The 14,739-nt window shown below is 58.9% G+C and carries 18 protein-coding genes; 14 read left to right on the plus strand and 4 right to left on the minus strand.

Going from position 1 to position 14,739, the window contains the following annotated elements; all coding sequences use genetic code 11:
• Positions 1-87: 87 nt before the first annotated feature.
• Entirely contained in the window at positions 88-2,190 is a 2,103-nt protein-coding gene (locus VR71_RS14640) for a protein-disulfide reductase DsbD (RefSeq protein ID WP_008282976.1), read from the minus strand.
• Positions 2,191-2,763: 573 nt separating this feature from the next.
• Here VR71_RS14640 and VR71_RS14645 point away from each other — a divergent pair.
• The 6 genes from VR71_RS14645 to VR71_RS14670 all read left to right on the plus strand — a co-directional run bounded on the left by VR71_RS14645 (position 2,764) and on the right by VR71_RS14670 (position 7,322).
• On the plus strand, positions 2,764-3,192 hold the full coding sequence (locus VR71_RS14645; RefSeq protein ID WP_008282975.1) for a helix-turn-helix domain-containing protein: 429 nt from the start codon (positions 2,764-2,766) through the stop codon (positions 3,190-3,192).
• A 1-nt stretch (position 3,193) separates the two neighbouring features.
• Positions 3,194-3,520 carry a YnfA family protein gene (locus tag VR71_RS14650; RefSeq protein WP_008282974.1) on the plus strand — a complete coding sequence of 109 codons (327 nt, stop codon included), beginning with the start codon at positions 3,194-3,196 and terminating at the stop codon, positions 3,518-3,520.
• Positions 3,521-3,599: 79 nt separating this feature from the next.
• Entirely contained in the window at positions 3,600-4,334 is a 735-nt protein-coding gene (locus VR71_RS14655) for a cytochrome c biogenesis protein CcdA (protein ID WP_045685251.1), read from the plus strand.
• A gap of 93 nt (positions 4,335-4,427) precedes the next feature.
• Complete coding sequence (locus VR71_RS14660) at positions 4,428-5,198, plus strand: transglutaminase family protein (protein ID WP_045685254.1); 771 nt, start codon at positions 4,428-4,430, stop codon at positions 5,196-5,198.
• Positions 5,188-6,132, plus strand: coding sequence for a cation diffusion facilitator family transporter (locus VR71_RS14665; protein ID WP_045685256.1), 945 nt, complete (start codon positions 5,188-5,190; stop codon positions 6,130-6,132). Before VR71_RS14660 ends, VR71_RS14665 begins: the two co-directional genes overlap by 11 nt.
• Before the next feature lie 434 nt (positions 6,133-6,566).
• Complete coding sequence (locus VR71_RS14670; RefSeq protein WP_085976983.1) at positions 6,567-7,322, plus strand: hypothetical protein; 756 nt, start codon at positions 6,567-6,569, stop codon at positions 7,320-7,322.
• A 103-nt stretch (positions 7,323-7,425) separates the two neighbouring features.
• Here the strand turns inward: VR71_RS14670 and VR71_RS14675 are convergent, their stop codons facing one another.
• From VR71_RS14675 to VR71_RS14685, 3 genes are all read right to left on the minus strand, one after another.
• Positions 7,426-7,650 (minus strand): hypothetical protein, encoded by a 225-nt coding sequence (locus VR71_RS14675; protein WP_045685258.1) that lies wholly within the window; start codon positions 7,648-7,650, stop codon positions 7,426-7,428.
• Positions 7,651-7,820: 170 nt separating this feature from the next.
• Positions 7,821-8,078, minus strand: a complete 258-nt coding sequence (locus VR71_RS14680) for a helix-turn-helix transcriptional regulator (protein ID WP_045685261.1) — start codon at positions 8,076-8,078, stop codon at positions 7,821-7,823.
• Between the two features lie 124 nt (positions 8,079-8,202).
• Entirely contained in the window at positions 8,203-8,454 is a 252-nt protein-coding gene (locus VR71_RS14685; protein WP_045685263.1) for a hypothetical protein, read from the minus strand.
• Positions 8,455-8,664: 210 nt separating this feature from the next.
• On the opposite strand from VR71_RS14685, the gene VR71_RS14690 reads away from it, so the two are divergent.
• Genes VR71_RS14690 through VR71_RS14720 form a run of 8 tightly spaced genes read left to right on the plus strand, consistent with a single transcriptional unit; the run spans position 8,665 to position 14,734 of the window.
• The gene (locus VR71_RS14690) at positions 8,665-9,033 is read left to right on the plus strand and encodes a hypothetical protein (protein ID WP_045685265.1); all 369 of its coding nucleotides are present in this window, start codon (positions 8,665-8,667) and stop codon (positions 9,031-9,033) included.
• Between the two features lie 43 nt (positions 9,034-9,076).
• The gene (locus VR71_RS14695) at positions 9,077-9,691 is read left to right on the plus strand and encodes a lytic transglycosylase domain-containing protein (RefSeq protein WP_045685268.1); all 615 of its coding nucleotides are present in this window, start codon (positions 9,077-9,079) and stop codon (positions 9,689-9,691) included.
• Complete coding sequence (locus tag VR71_RS14700) at positions 9,688-9,981, plus strand: TrbC/VirB2 family protein (RefSeq protein WP_009503803.1); 294 nt, start codon at positions 9,688-9,690, stop codon at positions 9,979-9,981. The genes VR71_RS14695 and VR71_RS14700 overlap by 4 nt, the downstream gene beginning before the upstream one ends.
• Positions 9,974-10,252: a VirB3 family type IV secretion system protein gene (locus tag VR71_RS14705; RefSeq protein WP_040104433.1), complete on the plus strand. Its 279-nt coding sequence runs from the start codon at positions 9,974-9,976 to the stop codon at positions 10,250-10,252. The genes VR71_RS14700 and VR71_RS14705 overlap by 8 nt, the downstream gene beginning before the upstream one ends.
• Positions 10,242-12,617 (plus strand): type IV secretion system DNA-binding domain-containing protein, encoded by a 2,376-nt coding sequence (locus tag VR71_RS14710; protein ID WP_045685282.1) that lies wholly within the window; start codon positions 10,242-10,244, stop codon positions 12,615-12,617. Before VR71_RS14705 ends, VR71_RS14710 begins: the two co-directional genes overlap by 11 nt.
• Positions 12,614-12,781 (plus strand): hypothetical protein, encoded by a 168-nt coding sequence (locus tag VR71_RS25100; protein ID WP_198385626.1) that lies wholly within the window; start codon positions 12,614-12,616, stop codon positions 12,779-12,781. The genes VR71_RS14710 and VR71_RS25100 overlap by 4 nt, the downstream gene beginning before the upstream one ends.
• The gene (locus tag VR71_RS14715) at positions 12,771-13,925 is read left to right on the plus strand and encodes a lytic transglycosylase domain-containing protein (protein ID WP_198385627.1); all 1,155 of its coding nucleotides are present in this window, start codon (positions 12,771-12,773) and stop codon (positions 13,923-13,925) included. Before VR71_RS25100 ends, VR71_RS14715 begins: the two co-directional genes overlap by 11 nt.
• Positions 13,925-14,734, plus strand: a complete 810-nt coding sequence (locus VR71_RS14720) for a type IV secretion system protein (protein WP_045685288.1) — start codon at positions 13,925-13,927, stop codon at positions 14,732-14,734. The genes VR71_RS14715 and VR71_RS14720 overlap by 1 nt, the downstream gene beginning before the upstream one ends.
• Positions 14,735-14,739: the final 5 nt, after the last annotated feature.

Raw genomic sequence — 14,739 nt, forward strand, 5'->3', positions numbered from 1 at the left:
TGGTCTCAGATACATAACAGCTTTCCTTTCACCTGAAACTAAACCACTGTAGGTTCTGCCTCCCTTGAGCAATGCAACGGCACTATGTCATCGTTTTCGGACAGCGCTGAGATTGGCAGCCGACAGTGCTTCGAGAACGGCATCCGCAGATAGTAGTTCAGATAAAATGATACCTTCAGGAGCATCTGGACCGTAGACGATGTTGAGCGGAATTGCGTATCTGCCGTGCGCCTCGAGATAGGATTGGATTTTCGCGTCCGGTCGCGTCCAATCCGCGCGCATCGCAATCACGCCTTCCTCGCCAAGTGCTCCCAAAACTGGTTCACGATCCAGGACCAGGGTTTTGTTTGCTTTACAAGTGATGCACCAATCCGCAGTAACGTCCACGAAGACAGTTTTGCCCTGCGACACTTCACGCGCGATCCGGGACCGGTCGAACTCGACCCAGTAAGAAGTGATCGAGGCTGTTACATCATCGGAGCTTTTTGGCAGCAGTGCAGGGGCCGCCAACGTCATGCCCAAAACCGCAGTCATTCCCCACAGCAAACCGTTACGAGGCTGAACCTGATAGGCTCTCGCCGCCAGTACGATGAGCCCAAGACCCAGCAGCACCAGGCCTGTGAGAGTTGGCGACGTCACACCAATCAAGACCCAGCATAGCCATGCAACGGTTCCGGCAAGCAGCAATCCGAGAACGATCTTCACGCTTATCATCCAGGGTCCCGGTTTGGGCAGTCGAGACAGGAAACCAGGCCAAGCGGCAACCAGAATATATGGCAGTGCAAGCCCAATCCCCATCGCTGTGAAAACCGCAAGTATATCGCCTGTCGTGCCAGAAAGGGCGAAGGCAATGGCTGTCCCCAGCAACGGGGCTGAACAAGGCGTTGCAAGTATCGCAGCCAGAGCGCCGGTGGAGAAGTCTTCGGCATACCCCCGCCCAAAGCGGCCAGATAGCCTAACCATCCAGCTGCTGGGCAAAGAAATTTCAAAAACTCCAAACAAATTTGCCGCAAAGAGTCCGACAACGAGAATGAGTGCAATTAGGAAATATGCATTCTGAAACTGCACACCCCATCCAACGGCATATCCGAGCGTCTGCAGCGCTATGACCGCCAAGGCCAGCACCCACATAAAAGCAACAGTTCCCACAGCCGTAGCGAGAAATCCCGCGCGCAATTGTGAAAGGGAGCGATTCTTCATTCGGAGCGCCGACCCGAACTTAATCGATAGAACTGGCAAGACGCATGGCATTGCGTTCAGTATCAACCCTCCCAGGAAGGACAGCAAGAGAATCGGGAAAAACTGACCCCTATCTTGGCTGGTCTCGGATGCGTAAGGTGGCGCAGGTACAACGTCGGTAGTGTTCACATCATCGAATGTAACCGCGACACCCTCGTCTACGACCGTAATTCGAAGGGAGGTTTGTTCCTCGCTTAACGCGAGAATCGGGATACTTGCCCAGAGACCGGTGCGATCACTTGTAAGGCGGATGTCGGGTGCGCCGAATGCAGAGCCTGCACCAAACTCTGGAAAAAGATCGGGATTGTTCCAGCCAGAAGGCCGCGTCATTTGAACAACCAATGCCTGATCCTGCTTCAGCGATGCGCCCGAGACCGCTATTGCACTTTCTGGCCCTGCAACAGGTACGCGAGCGGCCCATGTCGCGATATCGGTCGCGGCTTTCGCATCGACGCCCGTTCCCAATGGCACAGGGAGTGTCAATTCAAACCTTTCCGGAATGCACACATTGGAGCAGATCAGCAGATCGACGAGTCCCTTCAGCTCGGCCGCTCTATCAGAGTTCGCAAGCCGCAACTGCAATGGAAATATTACTTGTTTGGCATAGCCGAAATTTTCAATTCCGAAGGCGCGGAAACGCGTGGGTGCGGGCCAAAGCATGTCGACGGATTCAAGGTTTGTGGACCCCTCCCAATCGATCTCTGGCGGCAGGCCAACCTCGCCTGGCGACCGCCAGTACGCTTTCCATCCTTCCTCCAGTTCAATCTTCAAACCCGCCGAAAGGAACTGCGATCCTGGGGCGATTCCTGCTTCCGCGACGATCAAACGTGCCGTCAGAACTTCGGAACGATACGCATTGGATTCCAAGGCGCGAACAGGGCTTGCCACAAAAACAAGAAAGAGTGCGAGACTGATAAGCAATCCCTGATACCCTGCCAAGGTTGTACGCATATTCTGACCTCTTTTTCTTCGCGCTCAGTCTCGGGAAGTTACAGCAACGTGCTAGTCCCGAACGCCTTTGTGACGGCGTCGACCCCTCAAACAGTGGGCAGAGCCAAGACTCCGACCAACTAGGCGACAGCGATGCTCGTCTGGGCTTCCTACAAAACAGTCGTTTTTCCGCGTCGAACGCAAGCTGGACCCGCTCTCCATGGTGTCGCGCTCTCAGGCTAGCGCCGTTTCAAGGTTAGTCCTTTTTTGTCTGTTCACGATACTTACGATAGTGCGCCCGTCGAGACCCGATGCTGGGCGACAAAATAGTCGCACCACAACAACGACCAGATGAAAACGAGCGCCGCCACACCCGCCAAAACCCGTAGTACTTTCTGAAGACCTGATAGCCGCACGCCGCTCCGCCCGAATTTGATTCTATATTTTAGGCGCGTTTACACCCTCTAGCTACTGTAGGTTCAAGACCTATTCTGGATGAAAGAGCGATGTTCACTGACCTGTGAGATGCCGAGCGGAACTTGTGCAAAAAAACGCTTAAAGCTACACGGGCTGTAGATAGTTTGGAGAGGTGATATGCTCACAATCGGCACTTTGGCAAAAAGGACCGGGACGAAGGTGCAGACGATCCGCTATTACGAGCAGATCGGACTCCTGCCCGAGCCCGGGCGATCGGCTGGCGGTCAGCGGCGCTATGGAGATAGTGAGCTTGACCGCTTGTCTTTCGTCCGGCATGCGCGGCAACTCGGGTTCTCGCTGGACGCAATCCGTGAGCTTCTTGATCTGAGCGATCATCCAGACAAGTCGTGCGCGGAGGCCGATGCCATCGCTCGCCGACAACTCAAGCAGGTTGAGCAACGTATGGCCCGACTTGAAGCCCTTCGGACAGAATTGCAGAGGATGGTGCACGAATGCAGCGGCGGGCACACGGCCGATTGCCGTGTGCTGGAGGTGTTGCGCGACCATTCCGAGTGCCTGACGGACCACGACGAGATCGGCGCCTGAGATGACCGCAGTGCTCGTCTATCCGCTCGCGGCCTTGGCTGAGATCGCCGGATGCTTTGCCATCTGGGCATGGTGGCGTCTTGGCGCGTCCCCACTTTGGCTTGTCCCCGGTGTGGCGGCGCTGGTGGCGTTCGGCTGGCTTCTGGCTCAGGTCGACACTGTGGCTGCGGGACGCGCCTTTGCCGCCTATGGTGGGATCTATATTGCCGCGTCCATTCTCTGGATGTGGCTCGCCGAAGGGCACCGGCCGGACAGGTGGGATCTGCTCGGCACCACTGTATGCTTGTTGGGTGCTGCCATCATCCTCGCGGCACCCCGCGGAGCGTAATAAAACGGCATTGCTCCTACAGTAGCTTTAGCTTTTACAACGGTGCGCGTTTCACAGGCTAAAGCAAGGCAGGAATTGAATGTTCGAAATTTCAGGTGTTGGAATCGTCGCGGCTTTTCTGGGTGGCACCATATCCTTTCTGTCGCCTTGTGTCCTGCCTCTTGCTCCTGGCTACGTGTCTTACATCGCGGGACAGCCCGCCGTGAAATCCGGGGCGGCGCGTAGCATTGCCGAACGGGTGCGCAGCGTTGTCCTGAGTTTGTGGTTCGTGCTCGGGTTTTCGACAGTCTTCGTGGCGCTTGGGGCCGGGGCAAGTCTTTTGGGCGGGATGCTCTTGCGCTGGAAATACGAACTCGGGCTTGCGGGTGGCTTTTTGATCGTCTTGTTTGGACTTGTCATGATGGGCGCGATCAAGATCCCCGCCATGATGCGTGACACGAGGCCCGACGTGAAAGTTGACGGCGGCAGCGCCGTTGGAGCCTACCTTTTGGGTCTTGCCTTTGCCTTTGGCTGGACGCCCTGCATAGGCCCTGTGCTTGGGTCGATCCTGGCGGTGAGCGCGACATCTGGAGCGGACGGGATGGCCTTGCTGGCAATCTACTCCGCAGGACTTGGAATGCCGTTTCTGATCATCGCGCTCTTCACCAACGAGATTGCAGGCAGGCTAAAGCGGATCGGTCCGGCTGGTCGATGGCTCTATCGTATATCGGGCGGTCTGATGGTGCTGATGGGTATCGGCGTGATGACAGGTCAAATCAGCCGCCTTGCCTTCTGGCTGCTCGAAACCTTCCCTGCCCTTGGCACTATCGGATAGAGCTATGATCGGAAGTGACATTTGAGAAAAGGCTTGTCTCTCTAGTCACTGTAGAGATTAAGACTCCTCGTGAATGATTCGAGGAGAGACCCTGTGGCACCCACCGATTCCTATTTAACCGCGACAAGACTGCTGGATTTTGACTCGCCCTCAATCTCGAACCTGATACGAGATCGTGGCTGGCATGACCTTGCCCGTGTCGACCGGATTGGCGCGGTTTATGACTTTGTGCGAAACGAGATTGCGTTCGGCTACAACCGCGTCGACGACATTCCCGCCTCTGCGGTGCTGACCGACGGCTACGGGCAGTGCAACACGAAAGGGACGCTTCTCATGGCACTGCTGCGCAGCGTAGGCATCCGCTGCCGACTGCACGGCTTCACCATCCACAAGGCCCTGCAGCGTGGCGTTGTGCCCGAATTGGTCTACCCCCTCGCACCGTCCGAAATTCTGCACTCGTGGGTCGAAGTCGAAACAGAAGAGGGCTGGATCAATCTCGAAGGCTTCATTCTGGACGCCCCCTTCCTGCAGTCGCTTCAGAAGGAATTCAGCGAAACAGAAAGCCTTTGCGGCTACGGGGCCGGAACGGATTGCCTGAGTGCGCCACCAGTCAGTTGGAGCGGCGGCAGCACTTATATTCAGAAAACCGGTATCGTTCGTGATTTTGGAACCTTTGATACGCCCGACGACTTTTACGTGAAATATAGTCAGAACTTCGGATTTGCGCGTGATTTTCTCTATCGCCACGTCATCCGTCACTGGATGAATGCCCGGGTTGGCCGCATCCGTCGTGGAATGTTGCCAAAGGTCCCTGGTCTCAGTCGACCGAACCACAGCCATGAGGAGAACAACCGTGCCGCATGATCATGGCCATACCCACATTGATCCTGAATCAGGTGATCGTAGGGTCTCCATCGCAATCTGGGCCAACGGGCTTCTGACCGTCGCGCAGATCGTTGGCGGCATCCTTTCCGGAAGCCTGGCGCTGATCGCAGATGCCCTACACAATTTTTCGGACATGGCGTCACTGGTGATCGCGTTCGTTGCGCGCAAAATCGCCAGACGACCCGCCGATGAACGCATGACCTTCGGTTATGGACGGATTGAAATTGTCGCGGCACTCATCAACTACACGACCCTGATTCTGATTGGTTTCTACCTGATCTATGAGGGTGGCATGCGGATGATCGACCCGCCCGAGGTCGCTGGTTGGACGGTGGTGATCCTGGGCGGTGTGGCACTGGTCGTCGACACGTTGACTGCGCTACTTACCTATTCGATGCAGAAAGGCAGTGTGAACATCCGAGCGCTTTTTCTGCACAACCTGTCGGACGCTTTGGCCTCTGTGGCAGTCATCATTGGAGGGTCCCTGATCATCCTCTACGACATGCGATGGGTCGATCCAGCAATCACCATCGGCATCGCCCTTTACATCCTCTATCTGGCTTTCACTGAGATTGGCGGTCCGATCAGAACCCTGATGCTCGGCAGCCCCCCCGACATCGACAATGCAGCCGTCGTTGAGGCGATGCGGAGCGTCGATGGTGTCGCGGACGTTCACCACGTGCATCTGTGGCAGATGGAGGAGGACAAGGCGGCGCTGGACTGCCACGTGGTGCTGACAGCGGGCGGCTGGGGTAAAATCGAAAAGATCAAGGCAGCGATCAAGGACCGGCTGAAAGATGACTTCAACATCGCCCATTCCAGCCTGGAGTTCGAACACGAAGACCGCGCACACGAAAACGCCGACCTCTACGGTCACGGCAAGCCTGAAGAGGAGGAGAACCGTTTTCACTGAGCTTGTGAGAGGTCATGAAGGTGTGATCGACGTCGATTGCGAGTGCAAGCTAAGCGACAGCGACCTGAAACGGGTGCACGGCCTGCTTCAAGCCAGCCTGGCCTGGTCCTCGAACTCACGAGGTTCGAAGCCTTCAAGGTTCCGTCTGCTTCTGAGCCGTTGCAGAACTGCTGAGAGCCCGAATGCGTCCTATTCGCCAAACAGATTTAGGTAGAACCGATTTAAGGGCAATTCGAGACTCATTTGACGATCGAGATGGCTCGGACGCTTTGACATGCCGTGGGATTGGCGCAGCGCGGAACGTGGCGGATGACGACGGGCGGCTCGGTCACCTCGCGATCTTGCTGACCGCCGCAACCGCAACACGCATCATCATTGTTGCAATAGTATATTTTCGTAGGTATGCTGGGTGAAGATTGTCAAGGGTCCTTGCCATGCGTTTCGAATTCAAAAACCTCCCTCTGGCGGCCTTTTTAGCTCTCGCCTTGACCGGCCCAACAGTTCCGACACAAGCACGCGCCCAAACCTATCAGATCGATTGTGCCATCCTGCTGTGTTTGTCCGGTGGATGGCCAGCTTCCGTGCCCTGCGCCCGCGCACGGGCCGAGTTCATCCGGCGCATAACTCCATGGCCGGTGGAGCCGCCGCTTCAGATTTGGCGCTGCCCGATGGGTGCGTCTTACGATGGACCTGCTAGATCGCGGCCCGCGGACCGGATCTTCGATGCCCTATATGGTGATTCAGGAACCCCTCCAAACTCTTCAACCCCGCTCTTCGATCAGGCAGCCAGGGCAGGCGGGATGCTTGGGCGCAAAGGCTCCAACGCGGCTTGGGACAACCTCGTAAGGGCTGATTACGCCCTCCAGCTCGTAAAAGACCGCGCCGACATCGATATCAGCGGGCCGGAATTCAACTTCGTGCGTTCCATCCGCGTCTTTGACGTTCGTTATGCCCGCCAGCACGAATCCGGGCGAGATGGCGACTGCAACCGCAGCGCCGCCGTTGTCCTCGGCACCTACGGGATCCAGGGCGATTTTTCTTGGAGGGTGTCGTCACCCGCAGCGCTTCCTGATGCGCATGCCGGTCTCGAGCGATGGGGCGAGCACTGCCCGAGCATTTATCACAGATCCGTCTTCGTTGAGTGGCGTGACTATAGCGGGAATTACGGTTTTGAGCAGGTCAATTACTGACTATTGAGCCGCAGCGAAGTCGCGCAGGGCCTTGTACGAAATCAAACCTGCAACGCAGGCACACTCACACAATCGAGGGCCATAAAGGCCATATTCTACCATGTCAGTCGTTGCGACAGGGCAGCTGCATGAGAGACGCGAAGTCAATTTCGGCTTTATCCGCATCGCAGAGCTCCGGGTAAATCTTTGAGACACGCTGCGGGCCATGGATGTCCCACCGGATTGCCAAAGCACCAGTGTTCCAGCGGTAAACCCAACCAACAATGCTGTCCTCATCGGCTGCAATCAAATTGGCAATCGCGACGGCTTCGAGCTCATCTTCGTTCACTGTTCACTAACTTCCTGCAATTTAATTGTGCGGATCGCAGCTTCAGCTTCCAAAGCATCTGCTGCATCCACATGCCAGTTTTCGTTAATATCGGCTAACTGTCCTTCCTCACGGTTCCGATATTCACACTGGCAGAAATCATCTCCCGTGTTCTCTATTAGTGAAATTGCTTAAATCCTGTGGTCGGGCTCCGTGGCGGCTTCGACGATCGCCAAAACCTCGAAGGGGTCAAAGCCGATGGCGCGCGCAAGGACGACCAGCTCGACGACGTCGACCCGGCGCTGGCCGCTTTCAATGCGCGCCACAAGGGATTGATGGCATTTGAGCTTGACCGCCAAGTCCTCCTGACCGAGGCCCGCCTTGATGCGGGCGTCGACCAACGCCTGGCAAAGTGCCACCTGCCCCATGCTTCTGATTGTTTTTGCCACGCGTCACATACCTTTTGTGACGTCGCTAGCGGATGAAATCTGTTATCTAAAAAATAGATTACTGAGGGTGTTATCGGCGTCTGGTTTCCATGGGCTGCAAGTCTGATGCTCCCGAGGTTGCCCATCAATCCCCTACCAATTGCAGAAATCGGCCATAGTCCTCGCTGACTTCGCGCGCTTCTTCGAAAGCGCGGGCGCGTTCGCTGTCGAGGCAACGGAAGTAGCTCTGAATGTCGCTGATGTAATCTTCGAAGTCCTGCCGGATGATGTCTTTGTAATCGAGCATTGACTGAGAATCACTGGGCACAAATGGACGGGTGGGTGCCAGACAGGAGTCTGCGAAACCCGCGCCAGGGACAACCAGGAGTATAGGCATCGCCCGTAAGAGGTGTAGGTTTTTCAACCTGAGGTTTCTCAAACTTCCTATCTCCTTGATCGCTGACACTGGCCGTGACTAGTGTTTGCGTGACCAAACTACAGCTAAAGCACGATATTACATCTTGCGGTTGTTAGTATACTATCGTAACTCTGGGCTTCAAGTAAGAATGCCTGGGGTCGCGCCATTGGAGAAAGCGTGAGCCGGGCCATGAACTGGGACATCGAAGCACCAAATGTGGTTACGGAAGCCAGGTTCCGCGAGTTCGTGGAAAGCGGCTATAGCGCAGAAATCCTGTGCCAGGAGTCAGCACATAAGAAAGGCCCCAGCTATTACGGGGTCTGGATCATGCGTGTTGTCTCTGATGATGGCGTGGAAAAGCTCCTCGTCACCGCCCGCACGCGGACGACCTACAACGATATCAAGATCCGCGAGTTCAAGACGATCTCGGGCGTGGTGTCTTTCTTCATTGGCCTTGGCTTTGCGCATGTCGACCTGCCGATTGAGGCGGGTACAAGCCGCTCGCATAAACTCGCCCCGTCAGACAAAGCCCCATCAGACAAGGGCGCTGACAACTAACCTCGTCTGTCTCTGGCTGGTCGCAGCACCTGCCTCAGCGCAAATGGTCCTGCTCATGGAGGGCGACGGCTCCCTGATCCCGTCCCGCTCCCAAAGCAGCTTTGCTCGAAACTACAATGACGGCATTGGTCAGGGTTCGGCGTCCGATGGGATCGCGATCTTCGGCGAGGTAGAGGCCGAGCAAGAGGGCGTCCAAGTCGCGGTCCTTGCCCGCCCGACTCCCCTGCCCCGCGCCGATGTTCTCTCCGGGATTCAGACCACGGCCTTGCGCTATGCCGGCCATCCTGGCCTACGTCGCGCGGGGCTTTCCGTGACGGACTGGCTGGCTCTCTATCGGGCCAATATCGAGGTTGAGAGCGCCTACCGGCAGGATGCGATTTCAAGTGCAGGTGCCATTGGCCTTGGTCAATTGATGCCAGCGACGGCGCGTGATCTGGGCGTCGACCCGCGTGATCTGCTGCAGAACCTCGACGGCTCCGCCCGCTACCTCGCGATAATGCTGGAGACGTTCGGCGATGCGCATCTGGCGCTGGCGGCCTACAACGCGGGGCCGGACGCCGTGCGCCAACACGGTGGCATTCCCCCTTACCCAGAAACCCAGAACCACGTGGCCCGCGTCATGGCCGTCGTGGCCCGATTGGAAGGATCAAATTCATGAAACAGATTTCAAACCTCTTTGTCGCCTCGCTGGCGCTATTCCTGCTGATTGCCGAACCCGCCCTCGCCCAGAGCATTGATCTCTCCCCGATCCAGAGCCTGTTACAGGGCATCGTCGATGCGCTGACCGGCCCACTTGGCGTTGTCATCGCCACACTCGCCGTTCTCGGCGTCTTCTTGAGCTGGTTCTTCAACATCATCGATCTGCGCCAGGCGCTCTGGGTCCTCGTGGGCATCGCTGGTGTTGCCGCCGCCCCCACCATCGTTGCCGCGGTCTTTGCCGGTGGCTGAGCGCGCGCCTCTCTTTCTTGGGCTCGTGCGCCCGCCCAAGCTTCTTGGCCTGCCCATCATGTATGCGATGGTCTGGCTCTTCGGTTCGGTGCTCTTGTTCGTCTGGGTCCAGCACATCGCGGTGCTGGGTTTCGCGGCCCTGCTCTATCCGGTGCTGTGGAAGGCCGCAGATTGGGACCCGCGTTTCATCGACGTGATGATGACGGCCCTGCAGGAGACACCGCCCACGCGCAACAGGTCCATCCATGGCGGGGACAGCTATGCCCCGTGATGACGCCCCTGATGCTGCGCTCGATCCCCGCACGATGACGCCAGAATGGTATGCGCGCGAGACCCGCCTCGCGCATATGCTGCCCTATGTGAGCCTCGTCGACGACCAGACCGTGCGCACCCGGGTCAACGAGCTCTTCCGCTGCATCCGGCTCGAGGGGATCAACAGCTACACGACGGACGATGCCTATCTCGACAAGGTGACCGCCCTCTTTGCCCGCATCGTCGCGCAGCTCGGGCCGGAATTCAGCTATTACGTCCACAAGGTCTCCAAGGCCATCAAACCTGATCTCGACCCCATCCGTGAGGACAGCTTCGCGGGCGAGGTGGACCGGCGCTGGCGCGCGAAACTCGAGACCAGCGGGCTCCGCGACAAAACACTGACGCTCACCGTCATTCACCGCCAGCCTCCGAAAAGCCTCCTGCCGTTTCTCAGCCGCAGCGCGCCGGACCGACTGAAGGAGGAGACCCGCAAACGCCTGCAGCGCTTGGGCGAGGCCGTGAACGTCTTCCTTTCGGGGCTTACCGAGCTCAAGCCGCGCCTGCTGTCGGCTGCATCGGGGGAATTGGTGGGGTTTCTGGGCGCGCTGAACACGGGCACCGAGCTGCCGCTCTACCCTGCAAACACCTACGGCTTTTTGTCCGTCAATGTCGCCAATACCCGCGTGACGTTTCATGGCGATCATTTCGAGCTCTCTGAAGGCGTCGTGGGGCATCGCTACGGCAAAAGCTTCACCATCGGGGAATACTCCGAAGGCACCTCCTGCACCATGTTCGACATGCTGAACCTGCCGGTCGACATGATCGTGACGCACTCCTTCACGCCGATCAATTCGAACCTCATGGCCGGCCGCATCAAGCGGCAAAAGCGGCAGATGCAGGCGAGCCAGGACGCGGCCCTCTCACTCCTCGAAGCCCTCGACATCGCCGCCGATGATCTCGAGGCCAAGCGCCAGAGCTTTGGCGAGCACCACATGGTCGTGACGCTTTTCTGCGACACGCTTGACGAGCTGCAGATGCTGAGCGCCGAGATCGTGAATGCTGCCGCGACCGAGGGCGTGAAGGTGATTGCCGAGCGGGTCGCGGCCAAGGCCCATTACCTCAGCCAGCACCCCGGCAACCAGCCAAAACGCGTCCGCGCCAGCGCCGTCACCAACCGCAACTTCGCGGATTTTGCGGCCTTTCACCGGACACAGCTCGGCAAACCTTCTGAGAAAACACCCTGGGGGAAGGTCATCACCTATCTGCCCACGCCGGAGCAGAGCGCCTACCGGTTTTCCTATCACGAGCAGGGCGCGCCCGACAAAGAACCCACCAGCGGGCACACCCTGATCATGGGGCGGCCCGGGTCGGGCAAATCGGTGCTGTCCGCCTTCCTGATGACCCAAGCCCGTCGCGCAGGGGCGCGGATCTTCGTCTTCGATTACCGTCTTGGTATGGAGATGGCGGTCCGCGCGAATGGCGGGCGCTACGCGTCCCTGAACGCCGGTCAGCCCACGGGTCTCAATCCGCTCTGGACCGAGACCGATGCGCGCGGCACCGCCTGGCTCTCGGATTGGCTCACAACCCTGCTCTACCGCGCCGACAAACCCCTGACCCCGGCGCAGACCAACCGCATACAGGAGGTCGTGCGCCAGAACGCGCAGGCCACAAACCCGGCCCTGCGGAACTGGCGGGATTTCGCATCGCTTTTTGTGTCCACCGATGATGGCGGCGATCTGCACCAGCGCCTGCTCGAGTGGACCGAAGACGGCCGCTACGGCTGGATCTTCGGGCAGAGCCTCGAGGACACGTTTTCGCTCAAGGGCGATGTCGTGGGCTTCGATCTGACCGGCATTCTCGACAGCGAGGCCGACAAGGAGCGGATGGCGGTTCTCTCCTATCTTTTCCGCCGGGTCGAACGGGAGATCGAGGATCGCCGCCCCACCATCATCGTGATCGACGAGGCCTGGAAGGCCCTCGACAACGCGTATTTCGCCGAGCGGCTATCGAACTGGCTGGTGACCGCGCGCAAGCAGAACACCGTCGCGGTGATGATGACGCAATATGCCAGCCAGCTTGAGCGCACCCGGACCGGCAAGACCATCGTCGAAGCCGTTCCGACGCAGATCCTGCTGCCCAATATCCGCGCGCAACCTGCGGACTACGCCATGCTGAACCTTACGGAGAAGGAGCTCGACGTCCTTCTCAACACGGGCAGCAACAGCCGCCTCGCACTGATCCGCGACGATCAGGGCTCAATCGTGGTCGATGCCGATTTGAGCGCCCTTGGGCCCAATCTCACCATCCTCGGCGGCATGGAGAAAGGCGAGGCGCTCGTCGGCGCCGATTACCGCGACCGCCCAGATTTTTGGAGGCTTTCATGATCCGTATTCTTATCGCTTTGGCTGCGCTCGGCGCGCTGGCCTCCTGCACCCAGTATCGGGAGCCGCAGGCCAATTGCTTCACGTTCCTTGCGTCCACAGCACCCATCGCGCCTGATTGTGACTTCACGCCCCTTGGCACCCCGGAGGGGGACATTGAAGTCTAGCCTGCCTCATATCCTCGCGCTTTGCCTGCTGCCAGGTCTCGCCTTGTCTCAGGGCGTGCCGACCAATGACAGTGGGCTGACCGCGCGTGACATCGTCGAGACCGGCGATCGCGAGGCTGACTTGGCCGTTCAGGCGGACAAGCTTGCCGTGCGCGAACTCATCGCCGAGATCGAACGGGAGCAGCTGGAAACCCTGCAACGCATCCTCGATGCCCAGACCAGCTTCGGCGGTCAGGGCCTGCCTGCCATGGTCTCGGGGCTGGAAAGCGGCAGCGGGGATCCAGCCCGCTCTGTCGAGGCGGTCTATGGCACGGGTGACATTGATCCCAATCCCGGCGGTGCGCAGAAGTTCGGGGATGCGGCGGAAAACATCGAGCAGCTTATTATCCGCGTGGCTCAGGAGACCAGCGGCTTTGCGGGTGTTGGACGCGCGGGCCTCTCCCCGGTCCAATGGCGCGCACTCCTTCAGGCGCTCATCTGGCAAGAAAGCCGGTTCACGATTGGCGCCCGCTCACCCGTCGGCGCCTATGGCCTCACCCAGATCATGCCGGGCACCGCCAGCGATCTCGGCATCAACCCGGAATACTATGACAGCCCCTATCTGCAGGTGCATGGCGGCGCGCGCTACCTCGCGACCCAGCTCAACACATTCGATGGCAACATCATCAACGCCCTCGCGGCCTATAACGCCGGATCCGGCCGGGTGTTCGAGTATGGCGGCGTTCCGCCCTTTCGCGAGACCCAGCACTACGTCCAGGTGATCCCCGAACGCTATAACCTCTATTTGACCCGTATCGGCGGGATCGAAGCGCTTGGCACGATCGACCCCGCGCTTCTGGCCAATGCCAACCTCTCAATCACGGGTCATGGGGCGGCCTTCTATGGCAACAACTCGCCCGCCGCGATCAGGCAAGCCGCCCTGCGTATTGCGGATATCGTCGAACGGATTTCCGAAACCGAGGACGTGCAGGAGAGCGTCGCGCTCAACACCTATGCCCGCGCCGAACTGGTGCGTCTCGTGGCCGCCCGCATCCGGCTTCAGGCCGCCCGCACCCGCGTGCTCTCCGCCGAAGAGCTGGCCCAGGCCAGCGCCCGCATGGCCGAAGGCGCGTTCATGGATTTTACGATCAGGGAGATTGAATAATGGGACATCTGCTCTTGAGGACAGCTTTGGCCACGACACTTGGCGTTGGCTTGCAGTTCAGCGCCCTACCCCCTGCCGCAGCACAAGGTGTACCGGTCGTCGACACCCAGAACATCGCGCAAAACATCCAGCAACTGCGGCAGATGATCGAAGACGAGATCCTGCAAAACGAGCAGCTGACGCAGCTCCGCGAACAGCTCGGCCTTCTCACGGACCAACTCGCGGAGCTGCAAAGAACCTACGAGGCCCTCACCCGCCTCGCCGAGCTTCCAGAAATCATCCGGACGGAAATGGAAGACGAGTTGAACGGTCTGCTCGACCAAGAGTTCGGGGACATCCTCGCCACGATTGAGGCGATCAAGACGGGGGATTTCTCGGGCCTCTCGGGCTCCGGCGCAGGCGAGATCGAAACCCAGATGGACCGGGTGCTGGCCGATCTCGGCTTCGATGAAGACACGCTCTCGGAAATGGCCACCAGCGGCAATCCGGGCGCGAACCGCGTGGCGACGCAGGCCACCACCGGCGCCCTGGTCTCGGCCGCGGCCCAGAACAGCTATGAGGATGCCGGCCAATCGCTGGAACGGGTCGACCGCCTGGTCGGGCTGATCGATGACATGGACGAACTCAAGGAAAGCATCGATCTCAACACGCGTGTCACGGCGGAACTGGCGATCGCGCTTGTCGCGATGTGGCAGCTCGAAGCGGTGCAGACCGTGGGCGACGGCACCGGCGGTGTGATCGATGCCGCCACCATCGCAGAGGAGCAGCGCTTCATGGACTTCACGCTGCCGGATCTGCGCGCAGACTGACTTGG

Source organism: Roseovarius sp. BRH_c41, from assembly GCF_000961715.1.
GTDB lineage: Bacteria > Pseudomonadota > Alphaproteobacteria > Rhodobacterales > Rhodobacteraceae > Roseovarius.